13 protein-coding genes are annotated in these 15,500 nt (G+C 66.9%); 7 read left to right on the top strand and 6 right to left on the bottom strand.

Annotated features, from left to right (window positions below; all coding sequences use genetic code 11):
• Nucleotides 1-91: 91 nt before the first annotated feature.
• From ettA to RS027_RS05985, 3 genes are all read right to left on the bottom strand, one after another.
• Nucleotides 92-1,753 carry an energy-dependent translational throttle protein EttA gene (ettA, locus tag RS027_RS05975; protein ID WP_311955012.1) on the bottom strand — a complete coding sequence of 554 codons (1,662 nt, stop codon included), beginning with the start codon at nucleotides 1,751-1,753 and terminating at the stop codon, nucleotides 92-94.
• 155 nt (nucleotides 1,754-1,908) lie between these two features.
• Nucleotides 1,909-2,343 carry a PAS domain S-box protein gene (locus RS027_RS05980; RefSeq protein WP_311955013.1) on the bottom strand — a complete coding sequence of 145 codons (435 nt, stop codon included), beginning with the start codon at nucleotides 2,341-2,343 and terminating at the stop codon, nucleotides 1,909-1,911.
• 72 nt (nucleotides 2,344-2,415) lie between these two features.
• Nucleotides 2,416-3,729: an MFS transporter gene (locus RS027_RS05985; RefSeq protein ID WP_311955014.1), complete on the bottom strand. Its 1,314-nt coding sequence runs from the start codon at nucleotides 3,727-3,729 to the stop codon at nucleotides 2,416-2,418.
• A gap of 127 nt (nucleotides 3,730-3,856) precedes the next feature.
• On the opposite strand from RS027_RS05985, the gene RS027_RS05990 reads away from it, so the two are divergent.
• Entirely contained in the window at nucleotides 3,857-4,726 is an 870-nt protein-coding gene (locus RS027_RS05990; protein ID WP_311955015.1) for a DMT family transporter, read from the top strand.
• Between the two features lie 17 nt (nucleotides 4,727-4,743).
• Here RS027_RS05990 and RS027_RS05995 read toward each other — a convergent pair whose 3' ends face one another.
• Nucleotides 4,744-5,400 carry an arylesterase gene (locus tag RS027_RS05995; RefSeq protein WP_311955016.1) on the bottom strand — a complete coding sequence of 219 codons (657 nt, stop codon included), beginning with the start codon at nucleotides 5,398-5,400 and terminating at the stop codon, nucleotides 4,744-4,746.
• On the opposite strand from RS027_RS05995, the gene RS027_RS06000 reads away from it, so the two are divergent.
• From RS027_RS06000 to RS027_RS06015, 4 genes are all read left to right on the top strand, one after another.
• Nucleotides 5,399-6,127 (top strand): ABC transporter ATP-binding protein, encoded by a 729-nt coding sequence (locus RS027_RS06000; RefSeq protein WP_311955017.1) that lies wholly within the window; start codon nucleotides 5,399-5,401, stop codon nucleotides 6,125-6,127. The genes RS027_RS05995 and RS027_RS06000 overlap by 2 nt on opposite strands.
• A complete protein-coding gene (locus RS027_RS06005) occupies nucleotides 6,124-8,721 on the top strand; it encodes an ABC transporter permease (protein WP_311955018.1) in 2,598 nt (865 codons plus the stop codon). Before RS027_RS06000 ends, RS027_RS06005 begins: the two co-directional genes overlap by 4 nt.
• A 154-nt stretch (nucleotides 8,722-8,875) precedes the next feature.
• Nucleotides 8,876-9,178, top strand: a complete 303-nt coding sequence (locus tag RS027_RS06010; RefSeq protein WP_311955019.1) for a hypothetical protein — start codon at nucleotides 8,876-8,878, stop codon at nucleotides 9,176-9,178.
• Between the two features lie 2 nt (nucleotides 9,179-9,180).
• A complete protein-coding gene (locus tag RS027_RS06015) occupies nucleotides 9,181-10,428 on the top strand; it encodes a PqqD family peptide modification chaperone (protein WP_311955020.1) in 1,248 nt (415 codons plus the stop codon).
• Between the two features lie 301 nt (nucleotides 10,429-10,729).
• Here the strand turns inward: RS027_RS06015 and RS027_RS06020 are convergent, their stop codons facing one another.
• Nucleotides 10,730-11,386, bottom strand: a complete 657-nt coding sequence (locus RS027_RS06020) for a histidinol-phosphatase (RefSeq protein ID WP_311955021.1) — start codon at nucleotides 11,384-11,386, stop codon at nucleotides 10,730-10,732.
• Nucleotides 11,387-11,593: 207 nt separating this feature from the next.
• Between RS027_RS06020 and RS027_RS06025 the strand changes: the two genes are divergently transcribed.
• Complete coding sequence (locus RS027_RS06025) at nucleotides 11,594-12,088, top strand: RNA pyrophosphohydrolase (protein ID WP_311955022.1); 495 nt, start codon at nucleotides 11,594-11,596, stop codon at nucleotides 12,086-12,088.
• 56 nt (nucleotides 12,089-12,144) lie between these two features.
• On the top strand, nucleotides 12,145-14,406 hold the full coding sequence (ptsP, locus tag RS027_RS06030; protein WP_311945861.1) for a phosphoenolpyruvate--protein phosphotransferase: 2,262 nt from the start codon (nucleotides 12,145-12,147) through the stop codon (nucleotides 14,404-14,406).
• Nucleotides 14,407-14,427: 21 nt separating this feature from the next.
• Here the strand turns inward: ptsP and RS027_RS06035 are convergent, their stop codons facing one another.
• A complete protein-coding gene (locus RS027_RS06035) occupies nucleotides 14,428-15,201 on the bottom strand; it encodes an NRDE family protein (protein WP_311945843.1) in 774 nt (257 codons plus the stop codon).
• Nucleotides 15,202-15,500 lie beyond the last annotated feature (299 nt).

The following is a 15,500-nucleotide window of genomic DNA, read 5'->3' on the forward strand; positions in this document are numbered from 1 at the left end:
CTCGCCATGACACAGGGGAGTGCCAGCAATGGCAGAATCAAGATACAAAAAAGGCGCCGAATGGCGCCTTTTTTGATAGTGCCTATCGCCTTTACGCGTCAATGCGCTTGTATTTCATGCGCTTGGGCGTGTCGTTGCCCACGCGCTTTTTGTGATCTTCTTCGTATTCGGTGTAGTTGCCGTCGAAGAATTCCACGTGGGAGTCGCCTTCAAAGGCGAGGATATGCGTGGCGATGCGGTCGAGGAACCAGCGGTCGTGGGAGATCACCATGGCGCAGCCGGGGAAGGCCAAAAGGGCCTCTTCCAGGGCGCGCAGGGTCTCGATGTCCAGGTCGTTTGACGGCTCATCCAGCAGCAGCACGTTGGCGCCCTGCTTGAGCGTCTGAGCCAGCTGCAGCCGGCCGCGTTCACCGCCGGAAAGCTCGTCGAGGCGCTTTTGCTGGTCGTTGCCCTTGAAGTTGAAGCGGCCGACGTAGGCCCGGGACGGTACTTCGTAGCCGTTGATGTTGAGGATGTCCTGGCCGTCGGACACCGCTTCCCATACCGTCTGCTTGTTTTCCATGTCGTCGCGCAGCTGCTCGACGTAGGCGGTGTCCACGGTCTCGCCGAGCACGACTTCGCCGGCGTCGGGCTGCTCCTTGCCGGTGATCAGCTTGAACATGGTTGACTTGCCCGCGCCGTTGCCGCCAACAATGCCGACAATGGCGCCGGGGGGGATGGAAAAGCTCAGGTCGTCGTAGAGCAGTTTGTCGTCGAAGCTCTTGGCGACGTTGTGGAACTCGATGACCTTGTCGCCCAGGCGCGGGCCGGGCGGAATGTAGATCTCGTTGGTCTCGTTGCGCTTCTGGAACTCGCCGGACTGCATTTCCTCGAAGCGGTTCAGGCGCGCCTTGCTCTTGGCCTGGCGGCCCTTGGCGTTGGAGCGCACCCACTCAAGCTCTTTCTTGATGGCTTTCTGGCGCGAGGCTTCCTGCTTGGATTCCTGGGCCAGGCGAGCTTCCTTCTGCTCAAGCCACTGGGAGTAGTTGCCCTCGAAGGGAATGCCTTCGCCGCGGTCGAGCTCGAGAATCCAGCCGGCGACGTTGTCGAGGAAGTAGCGGTCGTGGGTGATGGCGACCACGGTGCCGCTGTAGTCGTGGAGAAAGCGCTCGAGCCAGGCCACGGACTCGGCGTCCAGGTGGTTGGTGGGCTCGTCGAGCAGCAGCATGTCGGGGCTGGAGAGCAGCAGGCGACAGAGTGCCACCCGGCGGCGCTCGCCGCCGGAGAGGTTGCCGACGATATCTTCCCAGGGCGGCAGGCGCAGCGCCTCGGCGGCGACTTCGAGCTTGCGCTCGATGTTGTGCGCGTCGGCGGCTTCGATGACGTTTTCCAGCCGCGCCTGCTCGGAGGCCAGCGCGTCGAAGTCGGCATCGGGCTCGGCGTAGGCCATGTACACGGCGTCGAGCTCTTCCTGGGCCTTTTGGATCGCGCCCAGGGCTTCCTCGACCGTCTCGCGGACGTTCTTGTCGTCGTCGAGCTCGGGCTCCTGGGGGAGATAGCCGATGTTCAGGCCCGGCATCGGGCGGGCTTCCCCTTCAAACTCCGTGTCGACACCGGCCATGATGCGCAGCAGCGTAGACTTGCCCGCGCCGTTCAGGCCCAGCACGCCGATTTTGGCGCCGGGGAAAAACGACAGCGAGATGTCCTTGAGGATTTGCTTTTTGGGCGGCACGATTTTGCCGACCCGATTCATGGTATAGACGTATTGCGCCATGTGTATCCGATATTAATTGGGTAAACGAAAGCGGTAGCCGTCGCCGCGCAGCCCGCCGAGGCGGGCGCGCCGGGCGGTTCAGGGCCACGCGGAGAAAGCCAGGTTGGGCCACGATGATAGTGCCGAGCGCGGGGAAAGGCCAGCGCTGCCGGCGGCTACCGGGTGACGTTGGCCCGTTTCAGCGCGTCCAGCTCCTGCTGGACCTTGACGCGGTCGGTGACGTCCTTTTGCACGCCGATGTAATACATCAGGTTGTCGGCCTCGTCGAACACCGGAGTAATCGACAGCTCGTTGTAGAATAGGGTGCCGTCCTTGCGGTAATTACGCAGTACTTCCCGGGAAGGCTGGCCCTGCTTCAGTGCTCGGCGAATGGTGCCAAGCGCCTCCTGGTCGCGGTCGTCGCCCTGGAGAAAGCGGCAGTCGCGATAGAGGATGTCATCGGCGCTATAGCCGGTCAGGCGTTCAAACCCCTTGTTGACGTAAATCAGGATGTGTTCATCGCCTTCCTGCTCGGCAACTACGATGCCGTCTTCCGAGGCGTCGACAATGCGTTCAAGCAGCGCCGGGCTGATCAAGGGAGATCGTGTCATAGTGATGTCCTGTTGTTGCTTCAGTCCTTAATGTTTCACCGGCGGGGCTCGTCGCCCGCCGGGCGCTGCCGGCTATTCGACTTCGGGAAGCGTGCGGGCGCTGAAAAAGGCGCCCAGGGCGGCGGCGGCAAACACCGCAAGCAGTGCAGCGCTGCCAAGCCACTGGGCAAGGGCGCCGAGCAAGCTGCCAAACAGCAACATTAATATACCCGTCAGCGTATTGGAAAGCGCCACGTAAAGGGCCCGATTTTCCTGATTGGCCATATCTACCACGTAGGTTTTGCGCCCCAGGCGCACGCCGTGGTGAATCACCACCAGCAGCCCGTAGACCACGGCGTAGGGCAGCACCTGATGCGTCCACTCGCCGGGCAGCCACACAAGGCCCGCGCCCATCAGGCAGCAGGCAACGGTGCCGAGCGCCGCTTCGCACATCACCCGCCGGCTCGAGACGTCGGCGCGCTTGCCCCACACCGGGCTTGCCACCATGGCCGCGACCCCGGAAATCACCACCAGCAGCCCCAGCCCGCCAAGCTCAGCGCCGCTTTGCCGCTGGCCCAACAGGGCAATATACGGCAGCGCCAGCGCGCTCGACAGCAGCAGCGTGCGCGACAGGTTGAAGTGCAGAAAGGCGCGGTCGTCCCGGAGCAGCGAAAGCCCCAGCTTGAGGCTGTCCCAGGCGTTTTCGCCGCCTTCCACCGCGCCGGGCTGCTCGACAATACGCGCCGCGAACAGCGCGTTCAGCGCCCAGCCAAGCGCCGCCACGCCGAGCAGAGCGGCCAGCGCAAGCTCCCCCGGGCGGTCGTCGAACAGCATCAGCACCCCGCCGGCGGCAAGCGTTACCGCGCCGGCCACGCTGCCGCTGTAGCCCATCAGCGTCCCCCGGCGTTTCTTGGCGATGGTCTTGCCCATGACGTCCTTGGTGGCAATAGAAGAAAGCCCCCGGGCAAGCGAAAGCACCACCAGCGCGGCAAGCACCAGCGCGCCGCCCAGGCCGCCGCGGCCCCAAAGAGCCAGCAGCGCCAATGCCAGCGCCGCGGTCGCCTGCAGCGCGCCGCCGGCTACCCACACCCACTTGCGCCGGGGTTTCAGGCGGATAAAGCCGGCGACGAACAGCTGGGGCAGCAGAGCGCCGGACTCGCGGATAGGGACCAACAGCCCCACCATCCATACCGGGGCGCCGATGAGGCCCATGAGCCAGGGCAGCACCAGCCGGGCGCTGGAGAGCTCGTCGGCCAGCTTGTTGCCCAGGGACGCCCAGAGATGGCGGGCAAAGTTGGCCGGCTGGTCATCGCAGGCGGCCTCGGGAATGTCGTCACACATGCGGCTGTCTTCGTCGCCGGTCAGCCATTCGTAAAGGCGTGACTGGGAGATGTCCTGCTCGGCCATGAAGGGCTCCTTGGCTGTTATGCTGCGGGCAATCCGTGGCGGGCAGTGTATCAAGCCCCGTTCGTCTGGCCAGTCCACGGTATAATGTCACGTTTTCTGCCTCTGCTTTATGAAAGGATCCCGGCGCATGAATCAAGACCGTCAGGCAATGCTTTACGGCCTGGGCGCGGTGGCGCTCTGGTCCACCGTGGCCACCGCGTTCAAGGTGGCGCTTGGCTACATGTCGCCGCTGGCGCTGATCTGGTACGCCGCGCTGGTGTCCTGGGCGCTGATGGGCGCGCTGGTAGCCAAGCGCGGCCAGCTTGGCCGGGCGCTGGGAAGCGGCTGGCGCACAGCGCTGTGGGCCGGGCTGATGAACCCGGTGGCCTACTATCTGGTGCTGTTTGCCGCCTACGATCGCCTGCCGGGCCAGGAAGCCATGGCGCTGAACTATACCTGGGCGCTGGCCATGGCGTTTCTGGCGGTGCCGCTGCTGGGCCAGCGGCTCACCCGCACGGACGTGGCCGCCGGGCTGATTGCCTACGCCGGGGTCTGGGTCATTGCCACCCGGGGGGCGGTGATCGACGTGGCCTTCGCTGACCCGCTAGGCGTCATTTTCGCCCTGGCGTCGACGCTGCTGTGGGCGCTTTACTGGCTGCTCAACACCCGGGATGCGCGCGAGCCGCTGGTCGGCCAGTGGCAAAACTTCAGCGTCGGCCTGCCGGTGCTCACCGCGCTGATGCTGGCCGGGCCGGGGTTTCAGTGGCACGGCTGGCGGGCGGTTTCTGCCGGGGTCTACGTGGGCCTGTTCGAAATGGGCGTGGCGTTCATCCTCTGGCAGCTGGCCATGCACAAGGTGTCGCGCACGGCGAAGGTGTCCAACCTGATTTTCCTCTCGCCGCCGGTGTCGCTGCTGCTGCTTTACGTTGTCGTCGGCGAGCCGATCCGGGCATCGACCCTGGTGGGGCTGGCGCTGATTCTCGGCGGCCTGGCGCTTCAGCAGCGCCAGAAAGCCTGATTTGGCTCAATCTCGACTCAGCCTTCGGCGGCTTTCAGCAGCGGCGCAAGCACCGGCCAGACGTTGTCCAGCACCCGCGGCTGAGCCTCGGCGGTGGGGTGAATGCCGTCATCCTGCATCAGCGCCTCGTCCAGGGCGATGCCGTCGAGGAGAAACGGCACCAGCGCTACGTGATAGGTAGCGGCCAGGCGCGGGTAAATATGGGTGAAGGCCTGGCGATAGGTCCGGCCGTAGTTGGGCGGGATATCGATGCCCAGCAGCAGCACTCGGGCATCCGCCGACTGGCTTTGCTCGACCATCTGCGCCAGATTGGCGTAAAGCTCGTCCGGGGGCAGGCCGCGCAGGCCGTCGTTGCCGCCAAGCTCAAGCACCACAAGCTCGGGCGAGTGCTTGTCCAGGAGCCCGGGGAAGCGCGCGCCGGCGCCGCTGCTGGTTTCGCCGCTGATGCTTGCGTTGATCACTTGGGCGTTATCTTCCAGCCGCTCGCGCAGCAGGTTCACCCAGCCCGCGTCTTGCTCGATGTTGTGCGCCGCGCTTAGGCTATCGCCCATGACCAGAAGCGTCGGGCGCGTATCGGCGGCGGCCGGCATAGCGGTGAGCAGGGCAAGGGCCGCAAGCGCTGCGCTGCCTGCCTGCTTTCGCCACCACTTTTTTCCGGGGATACACACTTTCATGTCGGACTCCTTTTCTGCTGCCGCGCCGTTGATCCATGCCGCCGGCCTGACCAAAAGCGTGGCAAGCGGGGCAGATACCCTTGCCATCTTACACGAGCTTTCCCTGGAGGTAGCGGCGGGGGAGAGCGTGGCGATTCTGGGCAAAAGCGGCTCGGGCAAGTCCACCCTGCTGGGGCTTTTGGCCGGATTGGATACCCCGAGCGCCGGCGAGCTTGCGCTGTTCGGCCAGTCGCTTGGCACGCTCGACGAAGACGCACGAGCGGCGCTGCGCGCCGGCCGGGTGGGCTTTGTGTTTCAGAACTTTCAGCTGTTGCCGACCCTGAGCGCGCTGGAGAACGTGCGGCTGCCGTTGGAGCTGACGTCCCGGGAGAATCGCAGCGCGGCCGCGCGGGAGTGGCTATCTCGGGTGGGGCTTGGCGAGCGCACCGCGCACCTGCCCAAACAGCTTTCCGGCGGCGAGCAGCAGCGCGTGGCGCTGGCAAGAGCCTTTGTTACCGAGCCCGAGCTGGTGTTTGCCGACGAGCCCACCGGCAACCTCGACCCGGAGACCGGCGCGGCGGTGATCGAGCTTCTGTTCACCCTCAACCGCGAGGCCGGCACGACGCTTGTGCTGGTCACCCACGATTACGCCCTGGCTCGGCGCTGCAGCCGCTGCCTGCGGCTGGAAGACGGCCGCCTGGAAGCGTTTGACCCCGACACGCCCCACATTCGGGAGGCAACCCCATGACGCCTGCCCTGCGGCTGGCGTTGACCGGCCTCAAGCGCGACCTGCGCGCCGCCGACGTGCGGGCGCTGTTCATGGCGCTGGTGCTGGCGGTGGCTGCCGCCACCATGATCGCTTTCTTTCTTGATCGCCTGGAGCGCGGGCTCGAGCGCCAGGCCGGGCAGCTTCTGGGCGGCGACCTGGTGCTGGAGCAGTCCGAGCCGTTCGATGACTCCCTGGTAGAAAAGCTCAAGGACGCCGGCTTGACGCTCAGCCGCCAGGTCGAGATGGCGTCCATGCTGCGCCGGGGCGAAGATTTTCAGCTGGCAAGCCTCAAGGCGGTGGATAGCGCCTGGCCGCACTACGGTAGCTCCCAGGTGGAGCAGCGATCCGGCACCGAAACCCTCGAGCGCCCGCCCGAGGCGGGCAGCGTCTGGGCCGACCCGCGGCTGAGGTCGCTGCTGGGTCTGAGCTTGGGCGATACGCTCCAGGTGGGCGAGGCTGAGCTTCGCGTCAGCGGCTTTATCCGGCGCGAGGCCAATCCCTCCGGCGGCTTTGGCAGCTTCAACCCGCGGGTGATGATCAACGCCGCCGACCTTGCCGCCACCGGGCTTGAGCAGCCCGGCTCGCGAATCGACTACTCGCTGCTCGGCGCCGGTCCGGCCGAGGCGCTCGATCGCCTGTCGCCGCTGCTTGAAGGGCTGCGCGAAGCGGGCGTGCAGGTGCGCGACGTGCGCACCGACCGCCCGCGGCTGGGCAGCGCCCTTGCCCGGGCGGAAAGCTATCTGGGCATTGCCGGACTGGCGGCGGTGCTGCTGGCCGGGGTGGCCGTGGCCATGGCCAGCCGGCGCTACGTCGAGCGCCACCTGGACACCGCCGCGCTGCTGCGCTGCTTTGGCGCCAGCCAGCGCCAGCTGACGCTGATTTTTGCCGGCCAGCTCCTGGGGCTGGCGCTGGTGGCCTCGCTGCTGGGCGCCCTTGTCGGCCTGGTCGGCCAGGCGCTGCTGGTGCGGCTGCTGGCCGGTTTTTTGCCGCTGACCCTGCCCGCGCCGGGCATGGCGCCGCTGTTTCTCGGGGCGCTGACCGCGCTTGCCGTGCTGGCGGGCTTTGCCGGGCCGGTAATGCTGCGCATCCGGCGCGTCAGCGCGCTGAAGGTGCTGCGCCGGGAGCTTGACCCGCTGCCGCCCTCGGCCTGGCTGGTGGCCGGCGTAGCGGCCGCGGTGTTTGGCGGCCTGCTGTGGCTGTATTCGGGCGACTTCGGCCTGGCGCTGGCCCTGCTGCTGGGCGGCAGCGCCGCGCTCGGCGTGCTCTGGGTCTGCGCTACGCTGCTGCTTCGAGCGGTGCTCGCCTTTGCCGTGCGGCTGGCGGGCAGCGGCCCCTGGTCCCGGGCACTGCGGCTGGGCGGCGGGCAGCTCGCCCGGCGGCGCCAGGCGGGGCTTGGGCAGCTTCTCGCCTTCGCCGTGACGTTTTTTGCCATGGCGATGATGGTAATGGTGCGCGGCGACCTGCTCGCCACCTGGCAGGCCCAGCTGCCCGATGACACGCCCAACTACTTCGCCATCAACATCCAGCCCGGCGAGCGCGAGGCGTTCGCCGAGGCCATTGCGCCGGTGGTCGAAGCCCAAAGCGCGCTCTACCCCATGGTGCGCGGGCGCGTCAGCGCGGTAAACGGCGCGCCGCCGGCTGATGCGCTGTCGCCCGAGGCCCGGGCCGACAACGCCCTGCGCCGGGCGCTGAACCTGACCTGGCGAGCCACAGTGCCCGAGGGCAACCGCGTGGTGGCCGGCGAGTGGTTCACCGACGCCGGCATCGAGCGAGACGCTTCCTCGAACGACGCGGCCTCGAACGCCGCCGCCGAGGGCTGGCTGGGCGCGGTGGACGCCGTGCCCGCCAAGGCCCCGGTGCCGATCTCGATGGAGGACGGCCTGGCCGGGCGGCTGGGGCTGGGGCTCGGCGATACCCTGACCTTCAGCATCGGCAGCGAAACGCTCAGGGCGCGCATTACCAACCTGCGCAGCCTCAGCTGGGACAGCTTCACGCCCAATTTCTACGTGATCTTCCCGCCGGGGGTGCTCGAGGACTTCGCCCACAGCTACATCACCGCGTTTTACCTGCCCGACGACGACCAGGGCCTGGCCAACCGACTGGCGGAGCGCTTCCCCGGGGTGTCGCTGCTCAACGTCGACGCGCTGCTGGGGCAGGTGCGCGAGGTACTGTTTCAGGTAACTCGCGCCATCGAGCTGATCCTCGCGCTGGTGCTGCTCGCCGGCGTCAGCGTGCTGTACGCCGCGCTTACCGCCAGCCAGCCGGTGCGCGCCCACGAAAGCGGGCTGTTGCGCGTGTTTGGCGCCGGCAACCGGCTGATCTCGCGGATTCAGGGGGCGGAGTTTGCCCTGCTCGGCGGCGCCAGCGGCCTGCTGGGGGCGGCGCTGGCCGAGCTTGCCACCGTCTACCTGTACCGCTATTGGCTGGACCTGCCGCCTCAGCTACACGGCTGGGTGTGGCTGGCGTTGCCGCTGGGCGGGGCGCTTGCCATCGGCGTGATCGGCCATGCGCTTTCCCGGGGGCTGCGCCGCCAGGCCCCGGCGGCAAGCCTTGGGCTGCTGGGCGAGGTGTGAGGCTATATGCCGAGCGCGTTGCGCGGAGCTGACGGATTCTGCCCATCCTTCAAATCGACAAATATTCCACAAATCTCATGGACTGGTAGAGACAAGGGCGGCGCGGCGTTATCATGAACACCGTTCGATAACTTTCCAACCAGCGAGGCGCGCCATGTCAGAGCCTATATCAGAGCATGATGAAACAGCTATAACCCCTGATCTTCATCGCCAGCGTCGTCGTCGGCTGCTGGCCGCGCTGGGTACCGGGCTGGCCGGCGCTTACGTGGCACCGACGCTGTTCAGCGTGGGCCAGGCCCGCGCCGGCGGCAGCTACTCGCGCCCCAGCTATTCGCGGCCTTCTCGGCCCAGCCGCTATCGCGGGCCTTACCGCCGCGAACGCAGGCGGCTGCACGAATACGAAGATGAACCGGTGCGGATCCTTGAGGATATCCTGCTCGGCCCGCCGCGGCGCTGATGATGCCGTTAGCCGCTGATACGGCGCCGGTGGACGTGACCCTGCCGGGGCTCGGGCGCTGCCTGCGGGTCTACAACGCCCCGGAGGTGCTGGAAGCGCTCGTTAGGGCGATGCCGGGCTGGCCCCTGCGCCGGGAGCCGGCCGCCGGCGTTTCTCCGGGGCTCTACGTTTACCGCGACGGCGAAGGGCTGTGGCAGAGCGACCCCGGCACCGCCGAGGAGTTTATGCTGCCCTCATCGGCGTCCGCGGCCTGCAGCCTGGCGGCGGACCTGTTGTCCCTGCGTCTTGAGCACGATAACGAGCTGGTGGGCCTGCACTGCGGCAGCGTCGAGATCGACGGTCGGCTAGCGCTGTTTCCGCAAAGCAGCCGGGCGGGGAAGAGCACCCTGGCGACGGCCTTTGCCGCCGCCGGGTACCGGCTGTTCGGCGACGACGTCCTGGGATTAACGCCTGCGGGCAAGGGCATGGCCATGGGCGTGGCGCCGCGGCTGCGCCTGCCGCTGCCAACCTCCTTCTCCGCCGAGTTTGCCGACTATACCCGGCGCCGGGCCGGCCCCGAGGACGACCGCTACCGCTTTGTGGTGCCGCCCGACGGCGGCCTGGCGCGTTCCGAGGAAACTCGCCCGCTGGGGGCGCTGGTGCTGCTCGAGCGCCACGATGCGCCGGTGGCGCCCGAAGCGCTGCCGCTGGCGCCGGGGGAGGGGCTACTGCAGCTGCTGTGCCAAAACTTTGCTCGGGAAACGCCGCCCGAGGCGCTGATGGCGCGCTTTATGCCGCTGATGCAGCATCTGCCGTGCCTGCTGCTGCGCTATAGCGAGCCGCTGGCCGGGGCAAGGCACCTGGCGCAGGTGCTGGAGCGCGGTGAGAGTAAGCTGATCGGTAAGAAGGGGTTCGCTGATACCGGCCCCGCGCCGGCAGTAGGGGCCGCGGCACACAGCGCGGAAACGCCGGCCGTTGCCCGGGACGCGCCCTGGAAGCCGGGGACCCACGTCAACGTCTACCCGCTGGGCGACGAACTGTTTCTGATCCACACGCCGAGCGGCGAAATTCACCGTCTCAACTTAACCGGCCGGCTGGTGTGGCAGCTGCTGCAGCACGAAGCGCTGACGGTAAACGAGCTCGGCGAGCTGCTGGCGGACTACTTTGCCGCACCCGCCGGGGCGGTTACCGACGACGTAGCGACGCTCATGGGCGAGCTGCACCGTGCCGGCCTGGTGATTGCCGAGTCATCACGAGCGCAAGCGAAGTGATCTCCTTAAGCTGCCGGTTGCTGTGCTGTGTAGCACCCAACCCCGAGATTGCTTCGCTACGCTCGCAATGACTATGGGGGAACGCTCGCAATGACTATGGGGGAACGCTCGCTATGGCGTAGTGGGCACGGGCGCTTTTCCCGCTACGGTCATCGCGAGGAGCGCAGCGACGTGGCGATCTCATGCTGTGCTGTGTAGCACCCAACCCCGAGATGGCTGCGCTTCGTTTATACCCGCCCTTTGGATGCTCGCCATGACCCAGGGGAAGCGCTCGCTATGGCCCGATTCCGGAGTCTGCTTATCACTCGCGAAGCGAGATAATACGCCAGCCGCGCTCTCGGGCGATCTGGCGCAGGGTGTCGTCCGGGTCCACGGCTACGGGGTTGTCCACCATCTCCAGCAGCGCCAGGTCGTTGTGCGAGTCGCTGTAGAACCAGGCGTCGTCCAGGGTATCGCTGCGGCTTTCGAGCCACTCGTTGAGCCGGGTGATCTTGCCTTCGCGAAAGCTTGGCGTACCTGAAACCCGGCCGGTATAGCGGCCGTCGGCCACTTCGGGCTCCACGGCGATCAGATGATCGATGCCCAGCCGCTCGGCAATGGGGTCGGTGATGAAGCGGTTGGTCGCGGTGATGATCAACAGCGTATCGCCCTGGGTGCGGTGGCGGGCAATCAGCTCTTCGGCCCGGGGCAGAATGCCGGGCTCGACCTTAGCCGCCATGAACTGCTGGTGCCAGGCGGCCAGCTGCTCCGGCGTGTTGTCGGCCAGCGGCTTGAGCGCCACGGCAAGAAAGGCGTCGATATCCAGCGTGCCGGCGTCGTAATCCGCCATGAAGCGCTCGTTGGCCTCGCGGTACGCCTTGGCGTCCACCGCGCCCTGTTCGAGCAGAAACTCCCCCCAGGCGTGATCGCTGTCGATGGACAGCAGCGTATTGTCCAGGTCGAAAATGGCCAGGCTCACGGCATTCCCCTTAACGTTGATGGCATCCATGGCGCGCGCCGCAGGCGTTGCGCCGGCGGCGGGGCGGGATTATGGCAAAAGCCGCCGGGTTTTCCCAACGCCTGCCGTCAACATGCCCTAAATCCTCAACGGTATAACGAATGTATTGATAGTGCTGTGACCATTGTGGAAAAATGGCCTTAACTACAGTTTATCAAGGTGACGTCCGTGATCGACGCAGACGGCTTTCGCCCCAACGTTGGCATCATCATTGCCAATGCCCAGGGGCAGCTGCTTTGGGCGCGTCGGGTCGGGCAAAACGCGTGGCAGTTTCCCCAGGGAGGCATCAAGGCAGATGAATCGCCGCAACAGGCACTTTTTCGTGAGCTGCACGAAGAAATCGGCCTGACCGCCGATGATGTGGCCGTTGAGGCCTGCACCCGGGGGTGGCTACGCTACCGCCTGCCGCGACGCATGATTCGCACGCATTCCCGGCCGGTGTGCATCGGCCAGAAGCAAAAATGGTATCTGCTCCGGATCCGCTGCCAGGATAGCCGGATCTGTATGACGGCCACGTCCAAGCCAGAGTTCGACGGCTGGCGCTGGGTGAGCTACTGGTATCCCCTCGGGCAGGTCGTGCCGTTCAAGCGGGAGGTGTATCGGCGCGCGCTGCGCGAGCTTTCGCCGCGGCTGCAGCGCATTGCCCGGGACGGCACCCGCTAGCCGCAGTGACGGCTGAAACCCCAGCGAGGCATGAATTTGTGAAGAACAAGACGTCCATGCTCGAGGTGCTGCGCCGCATCATTCAGGAAGTCAACGGCGCGCGCAGCCTTGATGCCGCCCTGGCGACCATGGTACGCCGCATCCGCAAGGCCATGCGCACCGACGTATGCTCCTTTTACCTCTACGACGAAGCGCTGGAAACCCTGGTGCTGATGGAAACCATCGGCCTGCGCACCCACGCCGTAGGGCGCGTCATGCTGCCGCTGGGCGAGGGGCTGGTGGGGCTGGTGGCCAAGCGCCGCGAGCCGCTCAACCTGGAAGACGCCCAGGCCCACCCGCGGTTTCGCTATTTCGAGTCCACCGGGGAAGAGCGCTATTCGAGCTTTCTGGGCATTCCCATCATTTACCAGCGCCGCATGCTCGGCGTGCTGGTGGTGCAGCAGGCCGAGAACCGCCGCTATACCGATGAAGACGAGGCCTTTCTGGTCACCATGGCCGCACAGCTTTCCGGGGTGCTGGCCCACGCCCTGGCCACCGGCGACTTGACGCGCCCGGCGCCCGACGGGCGTCAGATGACCTTCAAGGGCGTGCCCGCCTCCCCGGGCATTGCCATGGGCGAGGCGGTGGTGATTACGCCGCCGGCAGATCTCAACAGCGTGCCCGATCTGATCCCCCGGGACGAGGCCTTCGAGGTGGCCCGGCTCAAGGAGGCCATCGACAAGACCCGGGAAGAAATCGGCGCTGCCGGCCGCCGGCTGGCCAAGCGGATCTCCGCCCAGGAGCTGGCGCTTTTTGACGTCTACCAGCAGATGCTCGGCGAATCGGCGCTGTCCCGGGAGGTGGAAAAGCGCATCCGCGAAGGGCAGTGGGCGCCCGGGGCGCTGGCCGACGTGGTGCGCCGCCACGTGCAGTACCTGGAACGGGTGGACGACGACTACCTGCGCGAACGCGCCGCCGACGTCCGCGATCTCGGCCGGCGAGTGCTCGCGCACCTGCAGCGGGATGCCTCGGCCACGCCGGACTCCTACCCCGACAACACCGTGCTGGTAGGGGACGAGATCAGCGTGGCGCTATTGGGCGAGGTGCCGCGCAGCAAGCTCAAGGGCCTGGTGTCGGTGCGCGGGTCGAGCACCTCCCACGTGGCGATCGTCGCCCGGGCCATGGGCGTTCCCACCGTGCTTGGCATGATGGATCTGCCGCTGCCGCGGCTTTCCGGCGCGCCGGTGGTGGTGGACGGCCACCGCGGCCGGCTGTTTGTGCGCCCGAGTGCGGAGCTCGACAAGTACTACGCCACCCTGGTCGAAGAGGAGCGCGAGCTCAGCGAGCTGCTGGAGCACGAGCAGGACTTTCCCAGCGTGACCACCGACGGCCACGAGATGCCGCTGATGGTCAACACCGGCCTGGCGGTGGACGCCGTGACCCTGCTCAAGAGCCGCATCAGCGGCGTCGGGCTTTATCGCACCGAAGTTCCGTTCATGATTGCCCAGCGCTTCCCCGGCGAGCAGGAGCAAACCCGGCTGTACCGCGAGCAGCTCGAGGGCTTTGCCCCGCTGCCGGTGGTCATGCGCACCCTGGACATCGGCGGCGACAAGGACCTGCCTTACTTTCCCATCGACGAAGCCAACCCCTTTCTCGGCTGGCGCGGCATGCGCGTGACCCTGGACCACCCCGAAGTGCTGATCGTCCAGCTGCGCGCCATGCTCAAGGCCTCTCAAGGGCTTAATAACCTCCACGTGCTGCTGCCGATGATCACCAACGTCGCCGAGGTGGACGAGGCGCTGGGGCTGCTGGAGCGCGCCATCGTCGAGCTGGGCGAAGAGGGCGTGGCCGTGACGCGCCCTCGGGTCGGAGCGATGATCGAAGTGCCGGCCACGCTCTACCAGATGGACGCGCTGGCCAAGCGGGTGGACTTCTTCTCGGTGGGCAGCAACGACCTGACCCAGTACCTGCTCGCCGTGGATCGCAACAACCCCCGGGTGTCGGACCTGTACGATCCGCTGCATCCGGCGCTTTTGACCGCGCTCGACAAGCTCGCCCGGGACGCCCGGCGCCTTGAGCGGCCGATTTCGCTGTGCGGCGAGCTCGCCGGCGACCCGGCCGGGGCGCTTCTGCTCATGGGCATGGGCTTTGCCGGCCTGTCGATGAACGCCCCCAGCCTGCCCAAGGTGCGCGCCGCCATTCGCCGGGTGGCTCTGGATGACGCCAAAACGCTTTTAGCCGAAGTCATGGAAAAGGACACCCCGGAAGAGGTGCGCCGGCACCTGCAGTCGCGCATGAGCGGCTGGCAGCTGGCGCACCTTTTGCCTCCGGAAAACTGATCGGCCGGGCGCCGTCTGCGCTCAGCCGATCGCGCCGGCCGTACTCCCCGCCAATACGCCGCCCGCGCCGAAGCGCTGCTCGGTCATGGTCACTCGCCCGTGCCGGCCAAGCGTAAGCCAGGTCGTGGCTCGGGTGCCGTAGGTCTCGCCGCGAATGAACGCCGCCGACAGCGCCCTTTCAACTTCGGGCGCGACGCCGGTATCCGGCAGGGCGGCGTCGTCCGCCCGACGATCGTTTTGGATCGCCGCCAGCGCCGGCCCGGGAAAGTCCCCGCCTTGCCGCGCCTCTTCCATGGCCCGGCACAGCGCTTGGGTCTTGGGCCAGGGCGTATCCAGATCGGCGTTGGAAACCCCGTGAATGCCCGCCGCCACGCGCCTGAGCGCGGTGCGTTCGCGGCTGCGGTGCAGGTGCCACAGGCGCTCGGGGGTGGCGACCAGCAGATTGAAGCCGGCGTAGCGGTGTGCCGTGGCGGCCAGCGCGTCCAGCCAGGCGGGCAGGTCCCGGCAGGCGAGCGCCTGGCAGACAAGCTCGCCCCGACTGGGCGCGCCCGCCGGCGACTCTTCCCGCGGGTCGCGCATGTTGGTCAGCGCCGCCACGGTGCCGAAGGCGTTGGCGGCAAGCCAGGTACCGCCGGCCTGCTTGTCGCGGCCGCCCAACAGCGTCACGTCCGGCCCGCTCGCTGGCGTCCAGCGGTGCAGGGGAGCGGTAGGACGGGCGTGGAGCTCGTCGCGGTTGGCGATCAGGCGCAGCGGCACCGGCGCGCCGGGCTGCCAGTCAAAGGCGAGCAAACACATCGGGGTCTCCTTGGTGTGACGGGCTATTGCCGCTGGATAGCTTATACGGCGCCGGGGACAGGTCGAAGAGGGGGTTCTACGTCATGGATGGCGTAGGTAGCGTCCAGGGATGGATTTACAGCGCCCCTCGCAGGCCTGTCGCCGGCTCAGCCGTATGGTCCAGTTCAACGACGCTAGGGGCGTTAACAATTAGGCCAGCCATATGGCGGCTGACACGAGGCAGAGGAGTGACTGGTAGTTTCTTGCCAGTCGCTCATAGCGTGTAGATAACCGCCGGAACTTCTTGATTTTCTGAAAGA

Source organism: Halomonas garicola (genome assembly GCF_031935715.1).
Taxonomy (GTDB): Bacteria; Pseudomonadota; Gammaproteobacteria; order Pseudomonadales; family Halomonadaceae; genus Vreelandella; species Vreelandella garicola.

Excerpts from the sequence above, each read along its gene's own strand:
- ettA (WP_311955012.1), bottom strand. The coding sequence starts at position 1,753 with ATGGCGCAATACGTCTATACCATGAATCGGGTCGGCAAAATCGTGCCG.
- RS027_RS05980 (WP_311955013.1), bottom strand. The coding sequence starts at position 2,343 with ATGACACGATCTCCCTTGATCAGCCCGGCGCTGCTTGAACGCATTGTC.
- RS027_RS05985 (WP_311955014.1), bottom strand. The coding sequence starts at position 3,729 with ATGGCCGAGCAGGACATCTCCCAGTCACGCCTTTACGAATGGCTGACC.
- RS027_RS05990 (WP_311955015.1), top strand. The coding sequence starts at position 3,857 with ATGAATCAAGACCGTCAGGCAATGCTTTACGGCCTGGGCGCGGTGGCG.
- RS027_RS06000 (WP_311955017.1), top strand. The coding sequence starts at position 5,399 with ATGTCGGACTCCTTTTCTGCTGCCGCGCCGTTGATCCATGCCGCCGGC.
- RS027_RS05995 (WP_311955016.1), bottom strand. The coding sequence starts at position 5,400 with ATGAAAGTGTGTATCCCCGGAAAAAAGTGGTGGCGAAAGCAGGCAGGC.
- RS027_RS06005 (WP_311955018.1), top strand. The coding sequence starts at position 6,124 with ATGACGCCTGCCCTGCGGCTGGCGTTGACCGGCCTCAAGCGCGACCTG.
- RS027_RS06010 (WP_311955019.1), top strand. The coding sequence starts at position 8,876 with ATGTCAGAGCCTATATCAGAGCATGATGAAACAGCTATAACCCCTGAT.
- RS027_RS06015 (WP_311955020.1), top strand. The coding sequence starts at position 9,181 with ATGCCGTTAGCCGCTGATACGGCGCCGGTGGACGTGACCCTGCCGGGG.
- ptsP (WP_311945861.1), top strand. The coding sequence starts at position 12,145 with ATGCTCGAGGTGCTGCGCCGCATCATTCAGGAAGTCAACGGCGCGCGC.
- RS027_RS06035 (WP_311945843.1), bottom strand. The coding sequence starts at position 15,201 with ATGTGTTTGCTCGCCTTTGACTGGCAGCCCGGCGCGCCGGTGCCGCTG.